Below are 26,369 nucleotides of genomic sequence, written 5' to 3'. Positions count from 1 at the left end.
GATCAATAGTCAAACCAGAAAGGATCTATCATGATCGGTTGGATTATCACTCTACTCGTTATTGCCGCCATCGCGGCGCTGCTCGGCTTTGGCCGGATCAGCGGCCTTGCCCTCACAGGTGCAAAAGTACTGATCGGCATCGTGCTGATACTGTTCCTGCTCGTGATCTTTGGCATCGTCGCGATCGCCTAGTGCAAGGCGGCCCGCGCCGCGCTATGACGCGGGCCATGACTGACACGCCCCGTTCCGCTGGTCGCAAGACCATCCGCCCCACGCTGAAACCGCGCGACCTGATGACCGACCAGCCAGAGCTGGCGGGCGTCTGGACCGCGCAGGTGCTGACCCTGCTGCCCGAAGCTTTCCCCGGTATTCTGGGTGAAAGCCTGCTCGGTCGCGCGCTCAAGGACGATCTGTGGCAGTTGAACGTGACCGACCTGCGCCACTACGGTGAGGGTAAACATCGCAACGTCGATGACACCCCGGCGGGTGGCGGTGCCGGCATGGTATTGCGCGCCGATATCCTGGACCGGGCGCTGCACGATGTGCGTGCCGGGTCGCGCGGGCGCAATCCATTGATCTACCTGACCCCACGCGGTCGCCCCATGACGCAAGGGTTGATGCAGAAACTGGCCGCCAGTGACGGTGTCACGCTGCTGTGCGGGCGTTTCGAGGGGGTGGACGAGCGCGTGATCGAGGCGCATGACATGATCGAGGTCAGCCTCGGCGACTTTGTCATGACCGGCGGAGAGATCGCCGCAATGGCCTTGATTGACGCAACGGTCCGTCTTATACCCCGCGTGCTTGGGAATCAGGCATCCGTGGAAGAAGAATCCTTCTCGCATGGATTGCTCGAACATCCTCAGTACACGAAACCCGCCGTCTGGAACGGTCGCGCGATACCCGAAGTTCTTCTCTCGGGGCACCACGCGAAGATCACCGACTGGCGACGGGCGCAGGCCGAAAGGCTGACAAAGGAACGCAGACCTGAACTCTGGCGGGCTTACTGTGCGGTGCATGGTAGGGACCCGGACGAAGACACAGAGCTCTGAGGTGGCATAAACGTCGCGGGAAAACCCGTGCTATCATAGGAGCGCATGATATGGATATCATCGCACAGATCGAAGCGGAGCAGGTTGCTGCGCTGGGGAAAACCATCCCCGATTTCAAGGCGGGTGACACCATCCGCGTCGGTTACAAAGTGACCGAAGGCACCCGGACCCGGGTTCAGAATTACGAAGGCGTCTGCATCGCCCGCAAGAACGGCCGCGGCATCGCCGGTTCGTTCACGGTCCGCAAGATTTCCTTTGGCGAGGGTGTGGAACGCGTGTTCCCGCTGCATTCGACAAACATCGACGAGATCACCGTGGTGCGCCGCGGCAAGGTCCGCCGGTCCAAGCTGTACTATCTGCGCGCCCGTCGCGGTAAGTCCGCGCGTATCGCCGAGATGTCGAACTACAAGCCCCGCAACGACGCATAAGGACGGACACGATGAAAAAAGACATCCATCCCGATTACCACACCATCGACGTCAAGATGACCGATGGCACCGTGGTCCAGATGAAATCCACCTGGGGCAAGGAAGGCGACCAGATGTCGCTGGATATCGACCCCTCCGTGCACCCCGCATGGAACGGCGGCAGCACCCGCCTGATGGATTCGGGCGGCCGCGTGTCCAAGTTCAAGAGCAAATACGCTGGCCTCGGCTTCTAAGCCTGACGCCTGTGACAGACGAGAAACGCCGCCCCTCGGGGCGGCGTTTTACGTTTAATGGATGAGTTGATCTTCAAGGTCAGATTGGACCGACTTTGGAAACTGTGTTTCGCTATTTCACGCTTTGAGAACGAATTGACTCGCAGCTTTACGATTGCGAGGTTTAGGCAAGTGGACGCTGCAAATTGCGGTGCCGATCGGGACATAACGTCTGGTCGGACCAGACAAAAAGATGTCTGCTTCTGCGTACGGAACGCGATATCACGAAAACTCGGACTTCGCGCGAGCAATAGCTTCCTGCCGAGGAGCGTCCTTCAGGACGTCGCGCATTCGCTTCAATCGAAGTAGAATAGGAGTTCGAGCCAATGAAAAAACTCGTTCGCATACGACACAAAAAGATGAAGCAGCAAAAGGGACGTTGCTACTATTGCGATTTGCCGATGTGGGAGCCCGCCGCCGCCGCGGATAGGCATGCACCTCATAGAAACCGGACCGGACCGAAGCCGTTGCGATGTACCGCCGAACATCTCCGACCGAGATCGGAGGGCGGCGGGAATACCGAGAACAATATTGTCGCCGCATGCCTCTTTTGCAACAGTAACCGGCATCGCGCAAAGATCGCCCTTACTCCCATAGTCTATCGTCAGCACGTTCAGGAAAGAATGGCGTCAGGCCGGTGGTTGTCTGTCCTGAGAAAGCAGACGCTGAAAACCGGATGAGCGAAGCCACGTATCGCCACGCTTTAAAGAGCGAGGCGATACGTGGCAGACCAAATGTTGAGCAAGGAGCGACCTAAAGGCCGCGCTCCAACTACTCTTTACAACGTCTCCAAAGCCTTCTTGCAGTCCTCGACCGTCTCGCGACACATCTTGGCGCAGCGCTTGCAGTGGGCGTCGTCGTGGGTTTCGCACATCGCGGCGCAGGCTTCACAGGCCTGGATGCACAGCGCCAGCGTGGCCTTGATGATCGCGACGTTTTCGCCGGTGCGGCGCGTGGCGACGCGGTAGGTCGCGGTGCAGATGTCGGAACAGTCCATGCACAGGCGGATGCATTGCGCGCGGTCCTCATCCTCTGCCGAGCAGGCGTCGGCGCAGGAATTGCAGATGGCGGCGCAGTACATGGCATAGCGGACGGCCTGCGTCAGCGGCTCGTTATCGTGGCCGGCAACGTCGGGATGCTCGGCGATCATTTCCTTGATGGACATAGCGTGTCTCCTGTCTGGGTTCGGGGACCAACCCGGCTCACGCGACAGATGTTCCGCATAGAAAAAAGGCGCACCCGTCGGGGTGCGCCTTGATCGTTCAGGCGGCAGAGGACCGCCCGCCGCCACTGCGACGGCGACGCTGACCGCCACCGGGTTTGGCGTTGGTGTGTCCGGGCTTGTTATTCGCCTTGGGCTTGCCGCGACCTGCGCCGCCAGCGTTGCCACCGCGACCACGACCGCCGCCGCCACCGCCACCGTTGGGGCGTTTTTTCTGGCCCGGCTGGATTTCCCAACGCGTGCCTGTTGCCGTCGGGATCGTCGATTTCATCGCTTTTTCGATGTCCTGCAGTTCGATCATCTCATCGGGTGCAACCAATGCGACGGCGCTGCCGTCAGCACCCGCACGCGCCGTCCGACCGATACGGTGGACATAGTTTTCGGCCACGTTCGGCAGGTCGTAGTTATAGACAAAGGCCACATCGGGGATGTCCAGACCACGGGCGGCCACATCGGTGGCGACCAGAACCCGGACCTTTCCCTGTTTGAACGCCTCCAGCGCGCGATCACGCTGGCCCTGGGATTTGTTGCCGTGGATGGATGCGGCGGCGAAACCCTTGTTCTCGAGCTGCTTGTAGATCTTTTCGCAACCGTGCTTGGTCCGGCCGAAAACGATGGCCAGCTCGTCGCGATGCGCGTCCAGCAGTTCGACCAGCAGGTCGAACTTGGCCGCCTGCGCCACGAAATGCACCGATTGTTCGATCTTTTTCACGGCCTGACCCGGCGGGTTGACCTGCACGCGCACGGCATCCTTGAGGTAGGTATCGGCCAGCTCGCTCATCAGCTTGGGCATTGTGGCGCTGAACATCATGGTCTGACGATCGGCGGCCAGCAGCGGTGCGATCCGGCGCAGCGCATGGATGAAACCCATGTCCAGCATCTGGTCGGCCTCGTCCAGCACCAGATAGATGGTTTCATCCAGCCGCACGGCGCGGCGGTCCAGCAGGTCGATCAGGCGACCGGGCGTCGCGACCAGCAGGTCGACACCGTTTTGCAGACGTTTCTGCTGGGCCACGATCCCCGCGCCCCCTACGACCAGCGCGACCTTCAGGTGGCTGCCCATGGTGTAGTTGGTCAGGTTGTCGGCAATCTGTTTTGCCAGTTCGCGCGTCGGGGCCAGGATCAGGCCACGGACGGTTTTCGGGGCCGGTTTCGTGCCGGCCTTCATCAGTGCGTCGATCATCGGCAGGCCAAAGGCTGCCGTCTTGCCGGTACCGGTCTGGGCCAGACCCATGACGTCGCGGCCCTGCATCGCGTAGGGGATCGCCTGTTTCTGAATGGGGGTGGGTTCGGTGATGCCTTGCTCTGCAAGTTTTTCCACCAGGCGGGGCGCAAGGCCCAACATGTCGAAATCCATAAATAACTCTTTCCGGGACCAGACGGCCCCTTGCGGCACACGGCAATCGTGTGCGGCGCAGATGGGTCGCTGCAAAAAGTCGTCCACGCCGAATTGCCCGGACGCCGCTTGCGGCGCTGGACCCCCTGCGTGACCGTGGGAACCTGAAAATTTGACGGTGATTTGCGGGGCGTTCTGGCCCGGCCCTGCTCACGCGGCAGGATCATGCGTCTGTGGGGCACATGAGGCTTTGTTCGTCGCATGTCAACCACCCAGACAAAAGCGGAGGCAGAAGGCCGCTTGCGCTTTTCACGCCGCACCACACAAGATAAGGTGTGCCAAACGAATAAGAGGACTTTCGCGTGGCGCATATCATCGTGGTCGGCAACGAAAAAGGCGGTGCTGGCAAATCGACCGTCGCCATGCACGTGGCAACGGCGCTGGCGCGGATGGGGCACCGGGTCGGGACGCTGGACCTGGACATGCGGCAGAAATCGCTGGGCCGCTACATGCTGAACCGGCAGACATTCCTGCGCGACGAAGGCCTTGATCTGCCCTCGCCCACCTATGCGGAATTGCCCGAAATCGACCAGGCCAGCCTTGGACCGAACGAAAACATCTACGACCACCGCCTGTCCAAGGCCGTCGCCGGGCTCGAACCCACATCGGATTTCATCCTGATCGACTGCCCCGGCAGTCACACCCGGCTCAGCCAGGTTGCCCACTCACTGGCCGATACGTTGCTGACGCCGTTGAACGACAGTTTCGTGGATTTCGACCTACTGGCGCATGTCGATACCGCTGGCGAACAGATCACCGGGCCGTCGGTCTATTCGGAAATGGTATGGAACGCGCGGCAGTTGCGCGCGCAGGCGGGTCTATCGCCCATCGACTGGATCGTGGCGCGCAACCGTGTCGGCGCCCAGCAGATGGTCAACAAGGACAAGATGGAACGCGTGATCGAAAAACTGGCCAAGCGGATCGGTTTCCGTATCGCGCCCGGTTTCAACGAGCGCGTCATTTTCCGCGAATTGTTCCCCCGTGGCCTGACCCTGCTGGATCTGCGCGACATCGGGGTCAAGAACCTGAACATCTCGAACGTGGCCGCCCGCCAGGAACTGCGCGAGCTGATCAAGGCGCTGAACCTGCCCGGTGTCACGGCGGATTTCTAGGCGTTCAGAAACGCGGCCACGTCTGACAGCAGGATGCGCGCCTCTGGCAAGGTATCCGGCCAGATATGCCACATGTGAAACAGGTCCGGCACGGTGCGCAATGTCACCTCGGCCCCGGCAAGTGCCGCCGCGTGCGCAAGCAACAGGCTGTCGTCCAGCAGGACCTCTGACAGACTGACGGATATCAACGTGGGCGGCAGGGCAGACAAATCCCCAAGAAGTGGGGATACCTCTGGGTCCCGCGGATCACGGTCGCCAAAGGCCAGATGGGCCAGTGCTGCATCCTGTGCGTCGTCATTCATCAGATCGCTGTCACCGTTGCGCGCCCGCGTGGTGCTGGCACCGCTGCGGTCAGTGTTGGGCGACAACAGCGCCATGCGCGGAATGTCGGCACCCGACTGGGCTGACACCAGTGCCAGATGACCACCCGCGCTGTCACCCACCACCCGCGCCCCCGGCAGTGCATCCAGCACCTGCCGGGCGGCCTCGCGGATAGCGGGCCAACCGAACTGTGGGGCCAGCGGGTAATCGGGCACGAACACCCGCGCGCCGGTCAGACCCGCCAGATAGGTGGCACAGCCCGCATGAGTGTCGGACCCGCCAAAGACATAGCCACCACCATGAAACCAGACGATCGGGTCCGGCCCCTGCCCGAACCACCGGCCACGGCACCCCCCGACCGTCGCGGTCGGGGGCAGGTCCTGCGGATCGGGCCAGCGGCACAGCCGCACAAAGGCCGCCCGCATTTCGTCAGGTGACCCCGTGACCGGTGTGCGACCGATGTGCCTGACAACGGCGCTGAGTGACATCAGACGTTGATGGAGCCGACAGCCCCACCGTCCACACGGTAGTTCGAACCCGTCACGAACGACGCCAGTTCAGAGCAGAGGAACGCGATAACCGGGGCCACTTCCTGAGGTTTGCCGCGACGTTCGAGGACCAGATAGGGGCGTTCCTCGCGCAGGAAGCTGTGCACGGCCTCGTCAAAGCTGACGCCTTTTTCCTCGGACCGTTTTTCCATCATGCCATCGGTCATGGGCGTCTCGATGAAGGCGGGGGCTACGCAGTTGACCATCAGACCCTTGCCGGAATGCTGCATGGCGACGGATTTGGCAAAGCTGAGCAGTGCCGATTTCGATGCGTTATAGACCGTTTCGTCCGGATAGGGCTGGGCCACGTTTTCGGAGGTGATGAAAACGACACGGCCCCAGCCACGGTCGATCATCGGCGGGCACAGGTGCCGCGCGAGACGCACGCCCGACAGAAAATCAATGTTCAGCGCGTCAGACCATTCTTCCTCGCTCATGGTCAGCGGATCGCCCTTGCCACCGGTCACACCGGCCGCATGAACGACGATATCGAACGCTGTGCCCGCCTTTTCAACAAAGGCCGCGACACCTTCCACGCTGGACAGATCGCCCGCGATACCGGTGACATCCAGCTCTTCGGCCGTTTGGGCCACCTGATCGGCGTCCAGATCGGACAGCGTGATGACGGCCCCCGCATCCTTGAGAAGTTTGATCGTTTCGACACCGATGCCGCCGGTGCCACCGGTGACGAGTGCGATTTTGCCTTTGATACCCAGATCCATGGGATGCTCCTGTGTCTATGTGTCGTCATCCAACAGAGGCCGTGGGCATTGTGTTCCTTGCAATCATGTCGCGTGCCGGCTGCGGAACCATCGGTCGGGACCAAAGGTTGGTCAGACGAATGAATGAAAGCTGCACATGACAGACACCTTTGGGCATCGCCCGACCGCCCCCGCGATCTATCAGATTTATCCACGGTCATTTCAGGACACGACAGGCAGTGGGGTGGGCGATCTGGCGGGCATCACGCAGCGGCTGGACTACGTGGCGAGCCTGGGTGTGGACGCGATCTGGCTGTCGCCGATCTATGTCTCACCCATGGTGGATGGCGGCTATGACATCATTGACCACAGCGCGATTGACCCGCGTTTCGGGACACTGGACGACTTCGATGCGCTGGTGGCCAGGGCGCATAATCTGGGCCTTGCGGTCTATATGGATCAGGTTCTGAACCATACCTCGGATCAATGTCCGTGGTTTCAGGATGCCATCGCCGGTGACGCGGCCAAGGCGGACTGGTATCTGTGGCGCGACCCCAAGCCCGATGGCAGCCCGCCCAATAATTGGCTGTCGCAGTTCGGCCTGCCCGGCTGGCATTGGAACCACAAGCGGCGTCAGTACTACTACGCACAGTTCACCGCATCCCAACCCAGTCTGAACCTGCGCAATCCCGACGTGCAGGCAACGATTGCCCGGCAAATGAAGGGCTGGCGCGACCGGGGGGTCGATGGTTTCAGGTTCGATGTCGTGACATCGTTTCTGTGGGACGAAAGCCTCAAGGACAACCCGCCGGCAACTCCGGAGGTTCAGGACAAGGTGTCGGGCGAGAATTTCAATCCCTATACCTATCAGGATCATACCTACGACATGTTGCCCGGCGATGGGGCCGCCTATGCGCAGAACCTGCGTAAATGGGCCGGCGACGACGCCTATCTGTTTGGCGAAAACACATCCGGCAACCAGTCCGTCGCACTGGCCATGGCGTTTTCCGAACCGGGCCGCCTGAACGCGACCTATATCACCGACATGCCCGAGGGGCGCGGCAGTCCTGCGACCTTTGCCGATCTGATCGCGCGCGGGGCCGATTTTCAGCGCCTGCCCGGCTGGCTGTCCAGTCATGACCAACCCCGCCACGGGGCCGGGGATGCGTCCGATGCCGTGCTTGCCTTGCAAATGGCATTCCTGCCCGGACCGTGGATCATCTATCAGGGTGAGGAACTGGGTCTGCCGCAACCCGACCTGTCAAAGCACGAGGTCACGGACCCGCTGGACCTGCGCTATTGGCCGGATGGACCCGGACGCGAAGGCGCGCGGGTCCCGGTACCGTGGAACGCCGACGACGACTGGTTCGGATTTACCGACGACTGCCCCTGGCTGCCGATGCGCTGGGACCGTGATGCGCTGCGCCGTGCCTGGGCAGATGGCGGCATGGTCGATTTCTATCGCCGGATCATCGCCCTGCGACGGGACCTGAACTGGGCAGAGGCAGACATCACCGATGTCAGGCTGAACGGTGACGTTTTTGACATGACGATCACCACTGGGGACGATGTCCGCTATCGCGGGATATTCACCCATGGTGCCCACGCCCCCGCGGACATGCCGCGGGGCGATGCCTTGATCAGCGCAGACGGCGTGGCACCCGATGCGGCAGGCTGGTCTGGCGGCGTCTGGCGGCTGTCGTAGCCACCAGAGCCCCCAACCCAAAGGCTGCGGCAACAATACCGCCCGCGATGACCTTGCGCGCACGGTCGGCGTCGACCGTCAGCGCCGTGGGGGCGACATCGCCGTCGAAATCACCCGTGGCAGACCCGGGTCGCGCCACAGGCGCATGCAGGTTGTCGGCATCAGCTGCAGCCCAAGTGGGTTGATCGGATTTCTGCATCTCGATCCCGTTGCGGGACAAGCGACGGTCGATATAGCCCGGCAGCAGCATGTCACCGAAAACCAGTTTCAGCACCGATGTGCCGACCAGAACCTCGCGCAGGTTGCCGTCGATCGCCTTGAGCACGGCGCGGGCCGCGACATCGGGATGATAGACGGGCGGTGCAGGCTGCGGTTTCATGTCCAGATCGTTTCGGGCCCACTCAAACTGGGGCGTATCCATCGCAGGAAGCTGGACAAGCGACAGATGCAGATCCGGTCGGTCCTGCATCAATTCGGACCGGACCGCGCCGGCAAAACCGTTGATCGCATGTTTCGCCGCCACATAGGCCGCCTGACCCGGGACCGGGCGGTAGGCCAGCCCAGATCCGACGTGGACGATATTGCCATGCTGCATATGGGCCAGCGCCAGCCGCGTACCATTCACCTGACCCAGAAACGTGGTGCGGATGATCTTGTCGAAATCGGCCACAGGAAGGTCGGCGAATTTGCAAAATGCCGTGCTCATCGCGCAATTGACCCAGACGACGGGCGCACGATCCGCGACCAGCGTCGCGACCGCGTCCGTCAGGGCCTCTGCATCACCGACATCGGCGCTGGCGGTCTTGATCCGACCTTGCGGATGCGCACGACGCAGCCCGTCCAGCCGGTCGCCACCCCTTGCGATGACACCGACGGTCATCCCCCGCGCCACCAGCGCATCAACGACAGCCCGCCCGACCCCGGCGGTTCCGCCCAAAACGATTGCGTCTGTCATCAAACTCTCCTGATCCGTGCGCGGGATGCGCGTTCAAGGATAGAAGTCCCGCCACCCGCCGCAGGTTCCGCGACCATTGCCCCCTTCGAACCTGCCGCGCCGTCAGCGCATAAAAAAGCGCGACCCCGAAGGGCCGCGCCTCTCTGCCGCGATGTGTATTGGGGTTACATCGCGGGCAGAACGGTGACGTCGCGGATTTCGCCGTCAACACCTTCGATCATGCCGACGCTCGTCGCGGCACCCGTGGCCAGATCAACGGTAAACAACGTGTTGCCGTTCACCAGGAACGCGGTGTTTTCCAGCTCTGCCGTGGTCTGGACGTCAAATGCATAGGCCTGCGCAGGCGCATCAAGGCCAAGCTTGCCGATGGCCGACAATGTGCCGTCGTTGGGCGAGGTCTGCTGGATCAGGCCCGCAATCGTCGCGTCGATGTCATACATGGCGGTGGATTCCGGCTGACCGTAGCTGTTGATATAGGCGGCGGCCACGATGTCAGGGGTTTCGCCCATGTGCATGTCGCCTTCGACCCAATCCAGGCTGCCGTCGACCGTGACCTCACCGGTGTCGACATTGACACGGTGGTTCGTTGTATCGGTCATGAAACGCAGACGGTCGGCGGCCGGGTTGAAATCGACGATGACCTGCGAATCTGCGACGGGCAGCGGCGTGTCCATCGTGGAAATCTCGGTTGCCTCGCCGGTGGCGGTGTCGATGCTGACGATGGTCATGTCTGGGGTCACGCCGACGACGGTGTTGTTGGACGGACGCAGGTCGATGCCCAGCAGGCTGTCGACGCCGGTCACATCCATCGTGCCGGACACAGCCAGTGTTTCGGTGTCGAACATCACCAGCGTCTTGTCACCGACCAGACCCAGGGCCGGGGCGGCCATCGCGGCGGTTGCAGACAGAGCAATGGCAGAGGTGGAAAGTGCGAGAATACGGAACATGGAAATCTCCTGTTGATCGTTTCACAGACAGCGTGCTTGCCGTCCTTCCCCTGAAGACACGGCAGATCGCCAAACGGATGCAAAGAAGCAGGAGAAAATTCATATTTTTTATAAGATACTGTTTATAAACAAATTTATATGCCGTTCTTTCTGATCGTGTGTGATTATTCGCCGTTGCCTGCATCCAAAGCAAAGTTTCGCGTGTCATCCTCTCGACAGGAGAGACGATGTTGCAACTGGCCCCGAACACACCGACATTCGGCATGACCACGACATACAGACAGCGCCCGCCAGCGGGCAGGACGCGCGATAGGATGACACACGTGACCGACCGGACAGCGCGACTGCGCGATGCTCTCAAACAATGCGCGGCCGAAAATGATGACGGCCTCGTGCAGATCCTGAACATAGAGGGGCCGCAACTGCTGGGTTTAGCCACCCGCATTCTGGGTCGCCGCGATCTGGCCGAGGATGCCCTACAGGATGCGATGGTCCAGATCTGGCGCAAGGCGCAGCAGTTTTCCGACACCAGTGGTTCTGCACGCGGCTGGATCTACGCAATCGTGCGCAACCGGTGCCTGAACATCCTGCGTGACGGCAAACGACTTAGCCTGATGTCACCAGAGGACCTTGCCACCGTGCAAGAGGCCCGGCAAAGCATCGAACCCACACAGGATTGGGAAATCCTTGCCAGCGGGTCCAAGTTGCAGAACTGTTTGAGAGGCCTCGATGACAAGAACAGAGAGGCCATTCTGCTGGCCTATGTCGGCGGCTACAGCCACGGCGAAATCGCAGCGAAACAGGATGTCCCGCTGGGCACGACGAAATCGTGGATCCGCCGTGGCCTGACATCCCTGAAGGAGTGCCTTGCATGACCACTTTGTCCAATGACCTGACACTTCTGGCGGACGATCATGTTCTGGGCCTGCTCAGCGAAACCGAGGCAACGCTGATCGAGGAAATCATCCAGCGCGATCCAGAACTGGCCGCCCGCGTGGGACGGCTGCGTGACCAGTTGCTGCCGCTGGACCTGTCTGCCGTGCCGCAACCGGTATCGCCGGACCTGATCGACGCGGTGCGCGCGCAGCTGGCGGCGGCGACGCCTGCCCCCGCCCCCCTGTCGTCGCCGCACCCCGCCAACGATCCACATCCGCCCCGCAGGTTCTGGCCTGCCGTCGCGGCGGCCAGCGTCGTGGGGCTGGCTCTGGGGTTCGGCGCAGGCTGGCAAACACCGGGACCGGACCCGGTGGTGGTTGCCGTTTTGCTGGACGACGCAGGCAATCCGCAGGCGGTGATCGAGGATTACGGCAACGACACGGCTCAGGTCCGCTTTGTGGCTGATATCACCGTGCCCGATGGTCAAAGCCTTCAGGCCTGGACGTTGCCGTCACCGGAAATCGGCGCAACATCGCTGGGTGTTCTGGACGGCGCGCGCCCGGCGTTTCTGGATTTCGACGACCTGCCCAACCCCAGTGGTCAGCAGTTGTACGAGGTCACGCTGGAACCGCTGGGCGGATCACCGACCGGTCGCCCCACCGGGCCGATCATCGGCAAAGGCTTTGCCGCGCTGCAAGGCTGACATCACACCAGACGGAAAAAGGGGCGCAACCCGACCGGATGCGCCCCCTTTTTATTGTCGCGCAGCTGCGCCTACATGCGGTCTGCGATCACCTTGATCAGCTTTTGGTGGTCGGCATCGAAATTGCGGATGCCTTCTGCCAGTTTCTCGGTGGCCATCGCGTCGGCATTCATCTGCCAGCGGAACGTCGCCTCGTCCATCGCGATGGGGGCCACGCCGCTGGCGTTGTCAGGCGACAGCACGCGCGGCAGATCGGCAGGGTCATTGGCCATCTCGTCCAGCAGGGCTGGCGCGATCGTCAGGTTGTCACAACCCGCCAGCGCCTTGATCTGATCGGTGTTGCGGAACGACGCGCCCATCACCACCGTGTCGATGCCGTTGGATTTGTAATAGTCATAGATGCCGCGCACGGATTTCACGCCCGGATCTTCGTCCGGGGCATAGCTGTCGCGGCCTTCGGCCTTTTTGTACCAATCGGTGATGCGCCCCACAAAGGGCGAAATCAGAAAGGCCTTGGCATCCGCACAGGCCACGGCCTGCGCCATGGAAAACAGCAGCGTCAGGTTGCAGTCGATCCCTTCGGATTGCAGGATCTCGGCGGCCCGGATGCCTTCCCAGGTCGAGGCCAGTTTGATCAGCACCTTGTCCTTTGACACATCGCGGCGGTCGTATTCTGCGATGATATCGCGCGCACGGGCGACGGATTTTTCGGTGTCGAATGACAGGCAGGCGTCGACTTCGGTCGACACACGGCCCGGCACCAATGCGGCCAGTTCCGCACCCATCGCCACGGTCAGCACCTCGACCGCCTGTTCTGCTGTCAGGCCAGCCTTGCGGGCCGCGTCAAGTTCACGGGCAACCAGATCCTCTGATGCGGGATCGGTCAGCGCCTTGAGCACCAGTGACGGGTTGGTCGTGCAGTCGACAGGTTCGTATTTCTTGACCGCTGCGACCTCGCCGGTGTCGGCAACGACGGTGGTCATCTCGCGGAGCTGGTCCAACACATTCGTCATGATTTGCATCCTTTATCCAATGGATCACTGTTGTGCGCAGTATTCCCCGAACCGCGGCGGCATGCCACCCGATAGTCGGGCGCGTGAACCGTCAGTCCTGAATATTGTGCACCATCGGCGGTGTGTCGCAGACCGCCCGCGCGATGTCGACCACATGCGCATGATGCGTCAGATAGATCGCCTGCCCCGACCGGCCGATCTGTTCCATCATCCGGCAGGCGGCACTGGTGCGCGTTTCGTCAAATGTTTCAAAGATATCATCACAAAAGAACGGCAACCGTGTGCCTTGCGCGACCATCTGGGCATGCGCCGCCGCCCGCAGCGCAAGATAGAGCTGGAACCGCGTGCCCTTGGACATGTCCGCCACACCCTTGGCCACACCGCTGGAGTCGATCGCCATCAGGGTTTCCGCAGCACCGTCCGATTGCGTAACAAGACCGCTGTAGGCCCCGCCGGTCAGCGTGGCGAAACAGTGTTCCGTCGCCGTCATCATCGCCCCGCGATGACTGTCGCGATAGCGACGGATCGCCTGATCGGCAAGCCTGTGGCCCAGCGTCAATTCCAGATGGTCGATGATCGCGGATTCCAGTTCCAGTTCCAGCGTGGCGCGCTGTTCCGACAGTTGCGCGATATCGGCATCCCCCGTCACCTGGGTCAAGGCCGCCGCGGCAGCGACACGCGCCTCGACCGCGGCCGTCAGCGCGCGTTCGGCCTCCGCCAGGGCCGATTGCGCCCGGTCTGTCCGGGTGTCCAGCCCGGCGCGGGTCACATCCGCCAGAACCGCGCGGGCCTGTTCAATGTTGCGCACGCCTAGTTCGGTCAGTAGCGCGGTCTGGCTCTCGGCCAGTTGCGCACGGTCGCTGATGACGCGGACCGCATCACGGGTCACCTGCCGCAGGCCGTCCAGCGTGGTCACGGCCAGCCTGTCGGGGAAAATGGCCGCCATCGCCACCAATCGCGCCGCAAGCTCTGCCTGCGCCTCTTGCTGTCGGGCCAGTTGCGTGCGGGCCTGCGCCTGCTGCGCCGTCAAGGACGCCAGTCGTTCAGCCGCCCTGGCTTGTGCCTGCGACGCCTCGCGCAGGCGCACGTAGGTCTCTGTTGTGGTCGCGCCTTCGGGCACATCATGGTCACTTGCCAGTGCGGATACGGCCTGCGCGAATTGCGCCTGATCGGCCAGCATCGTCGCAACCCGGCTTTCGGCCGCACGACGGCGGTCGTCCTCGTGGCGCAGGGTGCGCAGTGGCGTCAGCGATGGTTCCAGCCGGTCGGGATCAACCGTATCGCCCAGCAGGTCCGCCACACGGGCGCGCCACGCGCGCTGTGCCGCGTCCCGGTTCGCGACAGCCGCATCGGCCTGTTGCCGCCGTTGATCCAGATCGGTCTGCAGCGCATCCAGCCGGGCCCTCGCCAGGTCCACGGCACTGCGTGTTGCCTGTTCGGCCTTGACCAATGGCTGCGCGGCATCCAGCGCGGCCGCCAGATCGATCACGCCGCGATCCAGAACGGGCCGCAGCGCATCCAAGAGCGCATCCGCCCGGTCCAAGGTCGCCTGATGCTGCTGTGCCGTGCGACGCGCGGCATCCCGTGCCGCGACAGCTTCACCGTGGCGTGTCACCCAGTCACGCCAATCCGCAGGCGCCAGACCCGCTGGCAGCCCGACCGATTGCGCCGCTGTGTCAATATGTTCCTGAACGTCCGCTATCTGGTCAGACAGCCGCTTTGCCTCTGCCGTGGCGGTCTGCCCACGGGCGCGATCCTCGGCGGCAGATTGCTGGATCTGCCGCAACTGCCCCAGATCGACGGCACGCGCTGCCCGCGCGCCCAGCGCCGTGTCCACCTGCATCATGGCTGCGGCAAAGGCATCCGCCGTTTCATCGTCGAACGCGGCCCGGTGCGCGGCCCAGCGCTGGTCACGCGCGGCCAACAGATCCCGAAGGGCCACTTCGCTGACCAATGCGGCATCATCCAGCAGGACAGCTGCCCGTGCGTCACCGGCGGTTGCATCGGCCTGATGTTGTGCGACCAACCGTTCGGCCTGCGCCAGTTCCTGCGACAATCGTGCGGCCCGATCCACCAGATCCTGTGCCTGTCCTGCCGTCGTCGGACAGGCGGGCAGATCATCCACCTGCACGCCCAGTGCATCGCAGGCAATCTGGGCTTCTTGCTGCGCGCGGGACACGGCGGCGATCGCGGTGGCATGCGCCGGCGCCAGCCGGGCCGCGTCGTGCTGGTCAAGGATTGCCGTAATGCCGGTGCCAGCGGAGGATTTTGCACAGATCGCGTCAAAGGCCGCCTGCGCATCGTCCCGCGCCTGCGTCAGCGCACCCAGCTCGCGCAGCTGATCCTCGGCCACACGCATCGCCTCGCGTTGGGTCAACCGCGCGGCGTCCAGCGCATCAATCGCCTCTGGGGACAGCACCAGCGCGAGCGGATCAAGACCATCACCAAGCGGCGCGACGGCGACGGCCATCGCCCGCGCCGCATCATCAGCCGTGGCCCGCCTGCGATCCACATCCATGCGCGCTGTCACATCCCGTGCCTGCAAATCGGCAAGGGCATCCAGCGCATCCGGCAGGCTGACGTCTGCGAGGTCATCCGGCAAGGCATCCCGTTGTGCGGCAAGGTCCGACAGTTCATCCGTCAGACGCTGCATATCCGCGCGTATCCGCTGATCCTGCGCGACCATATCGACGATGCTGTCCGGGTCATAATCCAACGCGATCGGATAATCCGCGAAATCCGCTACCGCCGCTGTCAGGGCGTCCACCTGCGCCAGCAGTGGCAAGGCCCGCCGCCACGTCGCAAGCATGGTCAGTTCGTCGTGATGCGCATCGCGGGCCGCGCGCATCGCAGCCTCGGATTGCTGCGCATCCGACAGCGCCTTTTTCAGACTACGCCAAGCGGAGGCACTGGTATCGCGGTCGCGGATCAGGCGGTCGATGTCAGTCAGCGCCCGTTTGAGTTCGCTTACACGCGTCTTGCGCCTGGTCTTGTGATAGAGGTCGTCCGCACTGGCCTGAACCCGGTCCAGCACGGTGGTCAGGTCGGCCACGCCGGCCGCGGCGGAAAACAGCAGCCGCCCGATATCCCCCTTGGCCTGCGCAATTTCTTCACCGCCCTTTTCGATGGTTTCGTCATCCAGACACAGCAGGCTGCGGTAATCCGCCAGCGACAGCCCGGCCAGATGCTGCGCCATGGCGCTTTCCGGCAGGGGCTGGCCTGCGGCATCCAGCAGGTTTGCGGTCTTGGTCGGCAACCGGGTCAGCCGGGTCAGCTGACCGTCCACATCCAGCAGCGCACCGACGCACAGATTCTTGCGCTGGTGCTTGAACCCATAACCATCACGCGCCGGAAAACCGTAGAACAGGCGCAGCACCGCTTCCATCGTGGTGGTCTTGCCGGCCTCGTTGGGGCCATAGATGATGTGGAAATCGGGACGACCCGCTGCATTTGCGAAATCGTAAGTCTGGTCGGTGAAATGCCCGAACCGTTCCAGTGTCAGACTGCGCAGGCGCATCAGTCGACCGCCCCCTTCATCATGGCCGTGACCCGGCGGGCACCACGCTCTGACAATCGGGCTGTCAAGTCGGGGATCGCCGTCTCGTCGGGCATCAGACGCGCGCGCAGGGATGCGGGCAGATCCCCCAGCGTGTCAGCGACCAAGGCACGCGCGGCGGCAGCAAAGGCCGGGTCACCGGTCAGATCGGCCATGGTCTGCGTCAGCTCTGCGGTCGCGCTGGTCTGATCCGCCTCGGACGACGGGGCCTGCACATCCAGCACAAGCCGGTCCAGCCAGAGCACACCGGTATCAAGCAGCATCTGGGTCAGCTGTTCAGTCCACAGATCCGCATCCCGCAGGATCTGCCAGTAGCGGGCCGGCGTCCCGGTCAGAGTCAGGCGCATCACGCTTGTGTCACTGTGCAACCCCCGCGCATTGTCCTGAACATGGTTTCTGAGCATCGTGCGCAGACCGTCGCCATCGCCTGCGTCGGTAATGTCGATCGTGCTGCGGATAAATTCCACCACCGAGGTGGCGACCGTCTCGACCGTGATTCGTCCCTGATCAATGGTCAGCAGGCTGGCGGTCTTGGGCCCTGCCTCGCCGATGTCGCGGCCCTGTGGCATGCCGGGCATGACGACCCAGGGGTCAGTGGCATGCACCTGTCGTCCGTGCACATGGCCCAACGCCCAATAATCGAACCCGGCGCCAGTCAGGTCCGACAGCGCGCAGGGGGCATAGGGATCATGCCCCGCAGCCCCTGCCAGCGAGGTGTGCAGCATTGCGATGTTCACGGCCCCCCGGACGGGTGCCGAAAAGCGCGGCAGCAGGCTGTCGGGTGCCGTGCGCCCGGCAAAGCTGACGCCGTGGATCCACAGATCGTCAGCCAAGGCGACCTTGCCTCCACGGGCATCGAACACATGGACGTTGCCGGGCAGGTCGATCTGACCCGTAACGGGATTGTCCGCGTCGTGGTTGCCCTTGATATAGAAAACACGGATACCTGCATCTGACAGACGATCCAGCTGGCTCGTCAGAAACGCCCCGGTCCGCGCGCTGCGTGCCTGTCCATCGAACAGGTCGCCCGCGATCAAAACGGCGCTGACGCGCTGGTCCAGCGCCACGTCAACGATCCGGGCAAAGGCCGTCCGCGTCGCCGCAATCACCCGGTCGCGCAGGTCCGGATCGCGCAGCGCCAACGATTTCAACGGGCTGTCGAGATGGACATCGGCGGTATGCAGGATCTTGATCAACGGTGACCTCCGGGCCGCAGCATGTCAGGCGGTCTGGTGGAACTCAAGATTCAGCGCGGGCGGCACGCACCCAGGACACAAGGGCGCGGCGGGCCTCTGGGTCCATCTGAATGGCATTGGGCGGCGGCATCGCATGGCTGATCCCGGCTTGGATGTAAATCTGGCCTGCGTGACGGGCCACGTCTGCGGGGGTTTCAAGATAGACCCCCTTGGGTGCCCATTGCATGTTGCCCCAGACCGGTTCGCGGGCATGGCACATCGAACAATTCCCGATCACCGCGTTATAGGCCGCATCGAACCCGGCGGCAGAGGCATATTGCTGTTCATGCGCGGTCAGGGGCCGGGCCGCCGCGTCCTCATAGGTGTCGGTGGGCCGGACCGACGACAGCCATGCGATCACCAGCATCAGCACCACGGTGACGCCCCAGGTCCAGTGCGGACCACTGCCCGTGGCATGCATGGTGTTGAAATAATGCCGGATGGTCACGCCGGTCAGGAAAATCAGGCTGGCGATGATCCAGGCATAGGGCGTGGCAAAGGCCAGCGGATAGTGGTTCGACAGCATCAGGAAAACGACCGGCAACGTCAGATAGTTGTTGTGGGTCGACCGCAGCTTGGCGATCTTGCCGTATTTGGCGTCGGGTGTGCGCCCGGCCTTCAGGTCTGCCACGACGATCCGCTGGTTCGGCATGATCTGAAAAAACACGTTGGCCGTCATGATCGTGGCCGTGAACGCGCCCAGATGCAGCAGCGCCGCGCGGCCCGTGAATATCTGGTTATAGCCCCAGGACATCACCACGAGGATCAGGAACAACAGCAGCATCAGCAGCGTGGGCCGTTCACCTAGGCTGGATTTGCACATCGCGTCATAGGCCAGCCAGCCGATGGTCAAAGAACCGCCCGAAATGATGATCCCCTGCCACAGCGTCAGCTCTGCCTTGGTCGGGTCCAGAAGATACAGTTCGCCGCCAACCCAGTAGACGATCATCAGCAATGCCGCCCCGGACACCCAGGTGATGTAGCTTTGCCATTTGTGCCAGATCAGATGCGCCGGCATGTTGTCGGGGGCGACCAGATATTTCTGGATGTGGTAGAACCCGCCGCCGTGGACCTGCCATTCCTCGCCGTGGACGCCGTGCGGCATGTCGGGCACCTTTTTCAGCCCCAGATCCAGCGCGATGAAAAAGAATGACGCCCCGATCCAGGCCATGGCCGTAATGACATGCAGCCAGCGGACCGAAAAGGCGATCCAGTCCCAGAGAACGGCAAAGTCATACATGGCGGGCTCCTCTCATGATCACCGGATCACACTAGGGATTGCCGGACCGTTGCGCCATGAGGAACAGATCGGACGAATGCACGAAAAATAACCACGATCACAGACGGATCAGGACCCGCGATAGGTGGAATAGCCGAACGGCGACAGCAGCAGCGGCACATGGTAGTGCGTCTGCTCGGCCATGCCAAAGCGGATCGGAATTTCGTCCAGAAAACGCGGGTTGCCCGACGGCACGCCCAGCGCATCCAGATAGGCACCGGCGTGGAACACCAACTCGTAATTGCCGCAGGCGAAATCAGCCGCAGGCAGGATCTGGCTGTCGGTGCGCCCGTCGGCATTGGTGGTCAGTGTCGTGATATGCTGCCGCCCCTCGCCCGTCAGACGATAGAGATCGATGCGCAGCCCTGCTGCTGGCTGTCCGCGGGCTGTATCCAGCACATGTGTCGTCAAAAATCCGGTCATCGCGTCCTCATTTGTTGTTGCCTGTTCATCGTCCAAACGCGCTGCCCCGGTCAGTCCCGCGACTGCATCAGCCGCGCCATGTCGATCATCCGTGCGGAAAAACCCCATTCGTTGTCATACCAGCCGAACAGCCGCAGCTGCGCGGGGGCCACGGCGGTCGTCTGTGGCAGCGCCAGTATCAACGATTCCGGCCGTGCGCGCATATCGGTCGATACACAGGGATCGTCGGTCAGCCCGATGATCGGATCATCCGCGAACAGCCCGCGCAGTGCCGACAGCGCATCAGCCGGCATGTTGCGCAGCTGAAAAACGGCGTCGATGGCTGACACCGAATGCACCGGCACGCGCACGGCAGATACGCTCAGACGACCGGCAAAGTCCGGCAGGACCTCTGTCACCTGATGGGCCGCACTCGTGGTGGTCGGCACCATCGACACGGCCGCGGCACGGCTGCGTTCCGGGCTGGGGCCCGGCAGATCGATCGTGGGCTGGCTGCCCGTATAGCAATGGATCGTCGTCACATGCGCCGCAGCAATGCCAAAGGCTGCATCCATGGCCCGCAGCAAGGGTGCGATCCCGTTGGTCGTGCAGGATGCGTTGGATACAATCCGCGCGCGGCCGAGCGTCCGGGCATTGGCACCCAGCACGACGGTCTGATCCGCCACGGGTGACGGGCCGGAAATCAGCACCGCCTGCGCCCCGGCGTGCAGGCCCGCCTCGGCCACGGGGCGGGTGGTGGCGCGGCCCGTGCATTCCAGCACGACGTCAACGCCCGTGAGATCGACCTGCGCCAGATCGCTGTGCCGGGTCAGCGCAAATGCGCGGTCACCCACATGCAGCAGACCCGCGTCAGCGCGTACGCGCTGGGGAAACGGGCCAAAGGCGCTGTCGTATTGAAACAGATAGGCGCAGCTGTCGGCGGCTGCGATATCGTTGATCCCGACCACCACGATATCCGCGTGGGCGGGATCGGTCAGCAACTGGCGCAGCACCGTCCGCCCGATCCGGCCAAAGCCGTTGATAAAGACCTGCATGGGCCGGGTCATGGTCTTGCCCTTTGTTTGGGTGGTTGCGTCAGGCGGCAAGCTGGACCAGCCCGCCGCCCGTCGCAAGATGCCTTAGCGTATCGCGGTCAGGGGACGCAGGGGCATGTGCCGGTTCACATCCTTGTACAAAAGGTAACGGAACGGCCCCGGACCACCCGCATAGCAGGCCTGCGGGCAAAAGGCGCGCAGCCACATGTAATCGCCTGCCTCGACCTCGACCCAGTCGGTGTTCAGACGATACGCCGCCTTGCCCTGCAACACATAAAGCCCGTGTTCCATCACATGCGTTTCCAGAAAAGGGATCACACCACCGGGCTCGAACGTCACGATGGTGACGTGCATGTCATGGCGCAGGTCGGACGGATCGACGAAACGTGTGGTCGCCCACCTGCCGTCCGTATCCGGCATGACGGTGGGGGCCACATCGTCGTCATGACTGATGATCACGTCCGGCGCATCCAGACCCGGCACCGCGTCATAGGCCTTGCGAATCCAGTGAAACCGCAGCGCCGCGTCGCCTGCGTTGCGCAACGCCCAATCGCTGCCGGGCGGCAGATAGGCATAGCCGCCGGGGGCCAGGGTGTGCGTGGCACCACCCACCGTCAGCGTCGCATTGCCATCCACCACGAACAAAACGCCCTGCGCCTGCGGGTCCAGTTCGGGGCGGTCAGACCCGCCACCGGGGCCTATCTCCATGATGTAGTGCGAGAAGGTTTCGGCAAAACCGGTCATGGGCCGCGCAATCACCCAAAGCCGCGTGGCGTCCCAGAACGGCAGATAGCTGGTCGTGATGTCGCGCATCGTCCCGCGCGGGATGACGGCATAGGCGTCAGTGAACACGGCGCGGTCCGTCAGCAGTTGATCCTGCCCCGGATGCCCGCCGGTGGGCGCGTAATAACTGGCTGGCATTGTGTCCCCTCGCGTTGATGTTTGCCGCAGTATCGGATGCGTCGTGTCCCGTTACCATTGGAAAACGGCCGATATCACCTTGCCGGGATATCTGAGACATGTTGGCCAACAGCGCAGGCGGTGCCACAACAGCGTTTCGTCCACAGCAGCATCGGCAAAGGGCATTGTTAGTTTCTTGCCGAACGGCTGTTTTAAGCGCAACCTGTTCGCTCGTCAGAGTGTGCGAATGTCTGGTTAATCCATGACGTTCGCCTAGTCGCTATGGATTGTAGTCAGGTTTGTTGGTGCTTCATGCGCTCCGATGCACAAACGGTGATCGCCGAGCACTTGTATAATGCGGCAATCCGCAGCTTGCCCGTTATCGTCCGCATTCGTCATTCGCGCCAGTTCTTTGCGAAGCTGCCCAAGAATGGTCATGCGTCGGTCCACTGCCGCGAGCTGCCTTCGAGCGATCTCATGGGCGGGGGCACAATCTTCGGCTGGCTCTTTGGCCAGAGCCATCAGATCCGCGATGTCATCGAGCCCGAACCCCAATTCCCGCGCATGGCGCAGGAATGCCAGCCGTTCGAGTGCGGCCTCGTCGTATCGCCGCTGCCCGCCTGCCGTGCGCGCAGGTGACGGGATCAGACCACGGCTTTCGTAATAGCGGATCGTCGTCACTTTCACGCCTGTCTGGCGCGACATCTGCCCGATTGAATACTCTTTCACATTTGCCCCTTGAAGCTACAGTCGCTGTAGATCGTATATACATGAAAAGGACGCGAATCGAAAGGAGCCACCGATATGGGGCACGGCCATCATCATCACGTCGATCCCGAAGCGGGCGACCGCCGCGTCTTTGCCGCCATTGCGGTCAATATGAGCCTCACTGTCGCGCAGGTCGTTGGCGGTATCATGTCCGGGTCGCTGGCTTTGATCGCGGACGCGCTGCATAATTTCTCTGACGCGATCTCGCTCATCATCGCTTTCGGCGCGCGCAAGATAGCGCGACGGCCACGGGACGCGGAGATGACTTTCGGCTATGGCCGGGTCGAGGTTGTGGCGGCACTCATCAACTATACGACGCTTATCGTGATCGGCCTCTACCTTCTCTATGAAGCCGCAATGCGCTTTGCCGATCCGCAGGATGTCGAGGGTTGGATTATCGTTGTCATCGCGGGCATCGCTCTCGTTGTTGACGTGGTGACTGCGATGCTGACTTATGCCATATCCAAGTCCAGCGTAAACATCCGCGCGGCGTTCCTGCACAATGTGGCCGACGCACTCGGTTCGGTCGCCGTGATCTTCGCAGGCACACTGATCCTGCTTTACGACTGGCGGCTGATCGACCCCATCGTGACGGTTCTGATTGCGGGCTACATCCTGTGGCAATCGTTCCGCGAGATCGGCCCGGTCATTCGCATCCTGATGCTGGGCTCGCCGCCGGAGATTGCGACGGAAGCTGTCCTCGATATGGTGCGTGCCATCGACGGCGTGAACGGCATCCATCACGCCCATTTCTGGCAGATGGACGAACATCGCGCTTCGCTTGACGCCCATATCGTCATTGCGGAAGGGCGCTGGAGTGACGCAGACGCTGTGAAGTACCAGATAAAGTCGGCACTGTCCGACCAATTCGATATCGAGCACACTACTCTGGAGCTGGAATGTGCGCGCCACGCTTGCGATGACCCATCCGATTTCGGCGGGCGAGGACACGGCGACGAGCAGCGCGGATGAGCAATATTGTTGCCCTCACGCTGATCATCGGCCTTTTCTGCGAAGCTGCATTGATCGCGATTCTGGTCTGGTCGATCTTTGTCCCGGATCGCCGCCTCTGGCCCCCTCGGCAGGTGAGTTGGCTTAGTCAGATCATTGTTTGGATGCCCACCATCGCGGTTTTCGGCAGCGCCATTATCATCGGCCTCTCTCAATGGAACGCCTTAGGCTGGCCTCTTTGGCTTCGTTGGACTATCGGACTGCCTTGGGTCCTTGCAGGTAACGTAGTGGTCTGGAGTGCGGCCTTGGGGATCGGCATGGACGCAACGAGCGGAGCTGAAGCGGAGCTGAAGACTGACGGCATCTACCGCTGGTCGCGAAACCCGCAATACGTCGCCGACATGGGCATACTGCTCGGATGGGCGATCCTGTCCGCTGCTCCGTCTGCATGGATCATCGCAATAGGCGGCGTAGTTGCCTTCGCACTCGCCCCCTTCGCGGAGGAACCTTGGCTCGAAGATGTCTACGGTGCGCTTTACCGTAAATACCGCACCCGAGTTCCACGTTTCTTTGGCATACCGAGATAACTATGGCTTCATCAACAGCGGACATACGGCCAATGTCGGCTTCGTCCGCATACCGGACTTCCCCGGCCTCACCGCGCATGCATCCTGACTGACCACTCTTTGGTCGCTGGCCCGTCGTGCCGGCACAACAACGGTCAAAGCTGGCCACCCTCATCGCAAAAGGGCGACCCGATGGCCGCCCCTTTGAAACTTCACCGCGCCTTGTATTCCAGACGGCGGGCATGCAGCACGGGTTCGGTATAGCCCGATGGTTGCGTGCGGCCCTCAAACACCAGATCACACGCAGCCTTGAACGCGATGCCGTCGAATGACGGGGCCATCGGCGTATACAGCGGATCGCCCGCGTTCTGGCCGTCCACGACCTGCGCCATGCGTTTCATCGTGTCCATGACCTGATCGCGGCTGACCACATCATGCCGCAGCCAGTTCGCGATATGCTGGGCCGAGATACGGCAGGTGGCGCGGTCCTCCATCAGGGCGACGTCGTTGATGTCAGGCACCTTGGAACAGCCGATGCCCTGATCGATCCAGCGCACCACGTAGCCAAGGATACCCTGCGCGTTGTTCTCAACCTCGCGCTGGATCTGGTCGTCGGTCCAGCGACGATAGCTTGCGGTCGGAATGTCCAGCAGCGCCTCGACGTAGGCGCGTCTGCCACCCTTGCGCAGACGGTACTGTACGGCGGCCACGTTCACCTTGTGGTAATGCAGCGCGTGCAGCGTCGCGGCGGTCGGGCTGGGCACCCATGCACAGTTCGCACCGGCCAGTGGGTGTTCGACCTTGACATCCAGCATCGCGGCCATGTTGTCGGGGGCGGCCCACATGCCCTTGCCGATCTGTGCCTTGCCCGACAATCCGCATTCCAGACCGATATCGACGTTCTGGTTTTCGTAGGCGGTAATCCAGCCCTTGCGCTTGATGAAATCCTTGCGGCTGAATGGTCCTGCCTCCATCGAGGTGTGGATTTCGTCGCCGGTCCGGTCGAGGAACCCGGTATTGATGAAACAGACCCGGTGCCGGGCAGCACGAATACATTCCTTGAGGTTCACAGAGGTACGGCGTTCCTCATCCATGATGCCCAGCTTGACCGTGTGTTCGGGCAGGCCCAGCACCCGTTCGACATGGGCAAAGATATCGTTGGTGAATGCGACCTCTACGGGGCCGTGCATTTTCGGCTTCACGACATAGACCGACCCGGTGGTCGAATTGCGGATGCCAGCGTCCTTTTTCAGATCATGCATCGCGATCAGGGTGGTGATCATCGCGTCCATCAGACCCTCGAACACCTCTGCGCCCTGCGCATCCAGGATCGCGGGGTTGGTCATCAGATGGCCCACGTTGCGCACCAACAGCAGCGCGCGGCCCTTGAGCGTCAGATCGCCGCCGTCTGCTGCGGTGAACATCTGATCGGCGTGCAACGCGCGGGTGATCGTCCGCCCGCCCTTTTCGAATGTTTCGGACAGATCGCCCTGCATCAGGCCCAGCCAGTTGCCATAGGCCAGCACCTTGTCCTCGGCATCGACACAGGCAACCGAATCCTCGCAATCGACAATCGCAGACAGGGCCGATTCCAGCGCAACATCAGCCAGCCCGGAGGCCGCCGTCTTGCCGATCGGATGGCTGCGATCAAAGACCAGTTTCACGTGCAGGCCGTTGTTGCGCAAAACGATCGCATCGGGGCTGTCGGGGTCACCCTGATAGCCTGCGAATTTTTCGGGCTGCATCAGCGGCGTGCCGTCGACCAGCAACGCGCCATCCGCGATCCGGTAGCTGGCGGCCCCCGCATGGCTGCCACCCTCGACCGGGAATACATCATCAAGGAACACGGCAGAACGTGACACAACACGCGCACCACGGCCTGCATTATAGCCGCCGCCGACCGGGGCCGCGCCCATCGCATCGGTGCCGTAGAACGCATCATAGAGGCTGCCCCAGCGCGCGTTCGCCGCGTTCAGCACGAAACGCGCATTGGTGACGGGCACCACCAGCTGCGGGCCCGCGACGGTCGCGATTTCAGGGTCGGTATTGGTCGTCTGGATTTCGAAATCGTCCCCTTCGGGCACGAGATAGCCGATCTCTTGCAGAAACGCCTTATAGGCGACTGAGTCATGCGGCTGGCCTGCACGGGCCTGATGCCAATCGTCGATCTGGGTTTGCAGCGCGTCGCGCGTGGCAAGCAGTTCGCGGTTGCGCGGACCGAAATCATTGATCAGCGCTGCAAAACCATCCCAGAACGCGGATGCGTCGACGCCTGTGCCCGGCAGGGCGCGGTCCTCGACAAAGGCGGCAAAGACCTCTGATACCTGTAGGCCCGCGCGTTCCACCCGGCTCTCTGAACGATCTTTCATCTGCTGTCCCCCCGTTGATATGCATGGCGCGCCTGCGCGC

26 protein-coding genes are annotated in these 26,369 nt (G+C 62.4%); 11 read left to right on the top strand and 15 right to left on the bottom strand.

The window, feature by feature from the left end:
- Positions 1-30 precede the first annotated feature (30 nt).
- From BMX27_RS10505 to BMX27_RS17120, 5 genes are all read left to right on the top strand, one after another.
- Positions 31-192: a DUF1328 family protein gene (locus tag BMX27_RS10505; protein WP_083484359.1), complete on the top strand. Its 162-nt coding sequence runs from the start codon at positions 31-33 to the stop codon at positions 190-192.
- 35 nt (positions 193-227) lie between these two features.
- On the top strand, positions 228-1,049 hold the full coding sequence (gene trmD / locus BMX27_RS10500) for a tRNA (guanosine(37)-N1)-methyltransferase TrmD (protein ID WP_090160005.1): 822 nt from the start codon (positions 228-230) through the stop codon (positions 1,047-1,049).
- Between the two features lie 50 nt (positions 1,050-1,099).
- Complete coding sequence (gene rplS / locus BMX27_RS10495) at positions 1,100-1,477, top strand: 50S ribosomal protein L19 (RefSeq protein ID WP_090159790.1); 378 nt, start codon at positions 1,100-1,102, stop codon at positions 1,475-1,477.
- An 11-nt stretch (positions 1,478-1,488) separates the two neighbouring features.
- The gene (rpmE, locus tag BMX27_RS10490; RefSeq protein ID WP_056035554.1) at positions 1,489-1,710 is read left to right on the top strand and encodes a 50S ribosomal protein L31; all 222 of its coding nucleotides are present in this window, start codon (positions 1,489-1,491) and stop codon (positions 1,708-1,710) included.
- A gap of 365 nt (positions 1,711-2,075) precedes the next feature.
- Positions 2,076-2,429, top strand: coding sequence for an HNH endonuclease (locus BMX27_RS17120; RefSeq protein ID WP_090159789.1), 354 nt, complete (start codon positions 2,076-2,078; stop codon positions 2,427-2,429).
- A 98-nt stretch (positions 2,430-2,527) separates the two neighbouring features.
- Here the strand turns inward: BMX27_RS17120 and BMX27_RS10480 are convergent, their stop codons facing one another.
- The gene (locus BMX27_RS10480) at positions 2,528-2,914 is read right to left on the bottom strand and encodes a four-helix bundle copper-binding protein (protein WP_090159788.1); all 387 of its coding nucleotides are present in this window, start codon (positions 2,912-2,914) and stop codon (positions 2,528-2,530) included.
- A gap of 97 nt (positions 2,915-3,011) precedes the next feature.
- Positions 3,012-4,328 (bottom strand): DEAD/DEAH box helicase, encoded by a 1,317-nt coding sequence (locus BMX27_RS10475; RefSeq protein WP_090159787.1) that lies wholly within the window; start codon positions 4,326-4,328, stop codon positions 3,012-3,014.
- Positions 4,329-4,669: 341 nt separating this feature from the next.
- Between BMX27_RS10475 and BMX27_RS10470 the strand changes: the two genes are divergently transcribed.
- Positions 4,670-5,479 carry a division plane positioning ATPase MipZ gene (locus BMX27_RS10470; protein ID WP_056035780.1) on the top strand — a complete coding sequence of 270 codons (810 nt, stop codon included), beginning with the start codon at positions 4,670-4,672 and terminating at the stop codon, positions 5,477-5,479.
- Here the strand turns inward: BMX27_RS10470 and BMX27_RS10465 are convergent.
- A complete protein-coding gene (locus BMX27_RS10465; RefSeq protein WP_090159786.1) occupies positions 5,476-6,288 on the bottom strand; it encodes an alpha/beta hydrolase fold domain-containing protein in 813 nt (270 codons plus the stop codon). The genes BMX27_RS10470 and BMX27_RS10465 overlap by 4 nt on opposite strands.
- Complete coding sequence (locus tag BMX27_RS10460; protein WP_090159785.1) at positions 6,288-7,070, bottom strand: SDR family NAD(P)-dependent oxidoreductase; 783 nt, start codon at positions 7,068-7,070, stop codon at positions 6,288-6,290. The genes BMX27_RS10465 and BMX27_RS10460 overlap by 1 nt, the downstream gene beginning before the upstream one ends.
- Positions 7,071-7,206: 136 nt before the next feature.
- Between BMX27_RS10460 and BMX27_RS10455 the strand changes: the two genes are divergently transcribed.
- Complete coding sequence (locus BMX27_RS10455) at positions 7,207-8,754, top strand: alpha-amylase family glycosyl hydrolase (RefSeq protein ID WP_090159784.1); 1,548 nt, start codon at positions 7,207-7,209, stop codon at positions 8,752-8,754.
- Here the strand turns inward: BMX27_RS10455 and BMX27_RS10450 are convergent.
- Together BMX27_RS10450 and BMX27_RS10445 are read right to left on the bottom strand one after the other, a co-directional pair.
- Complete coding sequence (locus BMX27_RS10450; protein ID WP_090159783.1) at positions 8,690-9,709, bottom strand: SDR family oxidoreductase; 1,020 nt, start codon at positions 9,707-9,709, stop codon at positions 8,690-8,692. The genes BMX27_RS10455 and BMX27_RS10450 overlap by 65 nt on opposite strands.
- 164 nt (positions 9,710-9,873) lie before the next feature.
- Positions 9,874-10,656: a DUF4394 domain-containing protein gene (locus tag BMX27_RS10445; RefSeq protein WP_090159782.1), complete on the bottom strand. Its 783-nt coding sequence runs from the start codon at positions 10,654-10,656 to the stop codon at positions 9,874-9,876.
- Positions 10,657-10,979: 323 nt separating this feature from the next.
- Here BMX27_RS10445 and BMX27_RS10440 point away from each other — a divergent pair, with 323 nt between their 5' ends.
- Positions 10,980-11,531 (top strand): sigma-70 family RNA polymerase sigma factor, encoded by a 552-nt coding sequence (locus BMX27_RS10440; protein ID WP_256212471.1) that lies wholly within the window; start codon positions 10,980-10,982, stop codon positions 11,529-11,531.
- Positions 11,528-12,235 (top strand): anti-sigma factor, encoded by a 708-nt coding sequence (locus BMX27_RS10435; RefSeq protein ID WP_090159781.1) that lies wholly within the window; start codon positions 11,528-11,530, stop codon positions 12,233-12,235. The genes BMX27_RS10440 and BMX27_RS10435 overlap by 4 nt, the downstream gene beginning before the upstream one ends.
- A 71-nt stretch (positions 12,236-12,306) precedes the next feature.
- Here the strand turns inward: BMX27_RS10435 and tal are convergent, their stop codons facing one another.
- The 8 genes from tal to BMX27_RS10395 all read right to left on the bottom strand — a co-directional run bounded on the left by tal (position 12,307) and on the right by BMX27_RS10395 (position 22,404).
- Positions 12,307-13,248: a transaldolase gene (tal, locus tag BMX27_RS10430; protein ID WP_090159780.1), complete on the bottom strand. Its 942-nt coding sequence runs from the start codon at positions 13,246-13,248 to the stop codon at positions 12,307-12,309.
- Between the two features lie 91 nt (positions 13,249-13,339).
- Positions 13,340-16,765 (bottom strand): YhaN family protein, encoded by a 3,426-nt coding sequence (locus BMX27_RS10425; RefSeq protein ID WP_090159779.1) that lies wholly within the window; start codon positions 16,763-16,765, stop codon positions 13,340-13,342.
- Complete coding sequence (locus tag BMX27_RS10420; RefSeq protein ID WP_090159778.1) at positions 16,765-18,000, bottom strand: metallophosphoesterase family protein; 1,236 nt, start codon at positions 17,998-18,000, stop codon at positions 16,765-16,767. The genes BMX27_RS10425 and BMX27_RS10420 overlap by 1 nt, the downstream gene beginning before the upstream one ends.
- 43 nt (positions 18,001-18,043) lie before the next feature.
- Positions 18,044-19,279 (bottom strand): urate hydroxylase PuuD, encoded by a 1,236-nt coding sequence (locus BMX27_RS10415; protein ID WP_090159777.1) that lies wholly within the window; start codon positions 19,277-19,279, stop codon positions 18,044-18,046.
- A gap of 108 nt (positions 19,280-19,387) precedes the next feature.
- Positions 19,388-19,741, bottom strand: a complete 354-nt coding sequence (gene uraH, locus BMX27_RS10410) for a hydroxyisourate hydrolase (protein WP_090159776.1) — start codon at positions 19,739-19,741, stop codon at positions 19,388-19,390.
- A 50-nt stretch (positions 19,742-19,791) separates the two neighbouring features.
- Positions 19,792-20,787 (bottom strand): type I glyceraldehyde-3-phosphate dehydrogenase, encoded by a 996-nt coding sequence (locus BMX27_RS10405; RefSeq protein ID WP_256212470.1) that lies wholly within the window; start codon positions 20,785-20,787, stop codon positions 19,792-19,794.
- Between the two features lie 72 nt (positions 20,788-20,859).
- Positions 20,860-21,696, bottom strand: coding sequence for a bifunctional allantoicase/(S)-ureidoglycine aminohydrolase (locus tag BMX27_RS10400; protein ID WP_090159775.1), 837 nt, complete (start codon positions 21,694-21,696; stop codon positions 20,860-20,862).
- Positions 21,697-21,948: 252 nt separating this feature from the next.
- On the bottom strand, positions 21,949-22,404 hold the full coding sequence (locus tag BMX27_RS10395) for a MerR family transcriptional regulator (protein ID WP_090159774.1): 456 nt from the start codon (positions 22,402-22,404) through the stop codon (positions 21,949-21,951).
- Between the two features lie 75 nt (positions 22,405-22,479).
- Here BMX27_RS10395 and BMX27_RS10390 point away from each other — a divergent pair, with 75 nt between their 5' ends.
- Both BMX27_RS10390 and BMX27_RS10385 read left to right on the top strand, forming a co-directional pair.
- A complete protein-coding gene (locus BMX27_RS10390) occupies positions 22,480-23,415 on the top strand; it encodes a cation diffusion facilitator family transporter (protein WP_090159773.1) in 936 nt (311 codons plus the stop codon).
- On the top strand, positions 23,412-23,981 hold the full coding sequence (locus BMX27_RS10385; protein ID WP_090159772.1) for a methyltransferase family protein: 570 nt from the start codon (positions 23,412-23,414) through the stop codon (positions 23,979-23,981). The genes BMX27_RS10390 and BMX27_RS10385 overlap by 4 nt, the downstream gene beginning before the upstream one ends.
- A 191-nt stretch (positions 23,982-24,172) precedes the next feature.
- Here the strand turns inward: BMX27_RS10385 and BMX27_RS10380 are convergent, their stop codons facing one another.
- On the bottom strand, positions 24,173-26,329 hold the full coding sequence (locus BMX27_RS10380; protein ID WP_090159771.1) for a malate synthase G: 2,157 nt from the start codon (positions 26,327-26,329) through the stop codon (positions 24,173-24,175).
- Between the last annotated feature and the right edge of the window lie 40 nt (positions 26,330-26,369).

Origin of the sequence: Loktanella sp. DSM 29012, assembly GCF_900110705.1 — a bacterium.
Taxonomy (GTDB): Bacteria; Pseudomonadota; Alphaproteobacteria; order Rhodobacterales; family Rhodobacteraceae; genus Loktanella; species Loktanella gaetbuli.
This window is presented reverse-complemented; position numbering and strand designations above follow the sequence as displayed.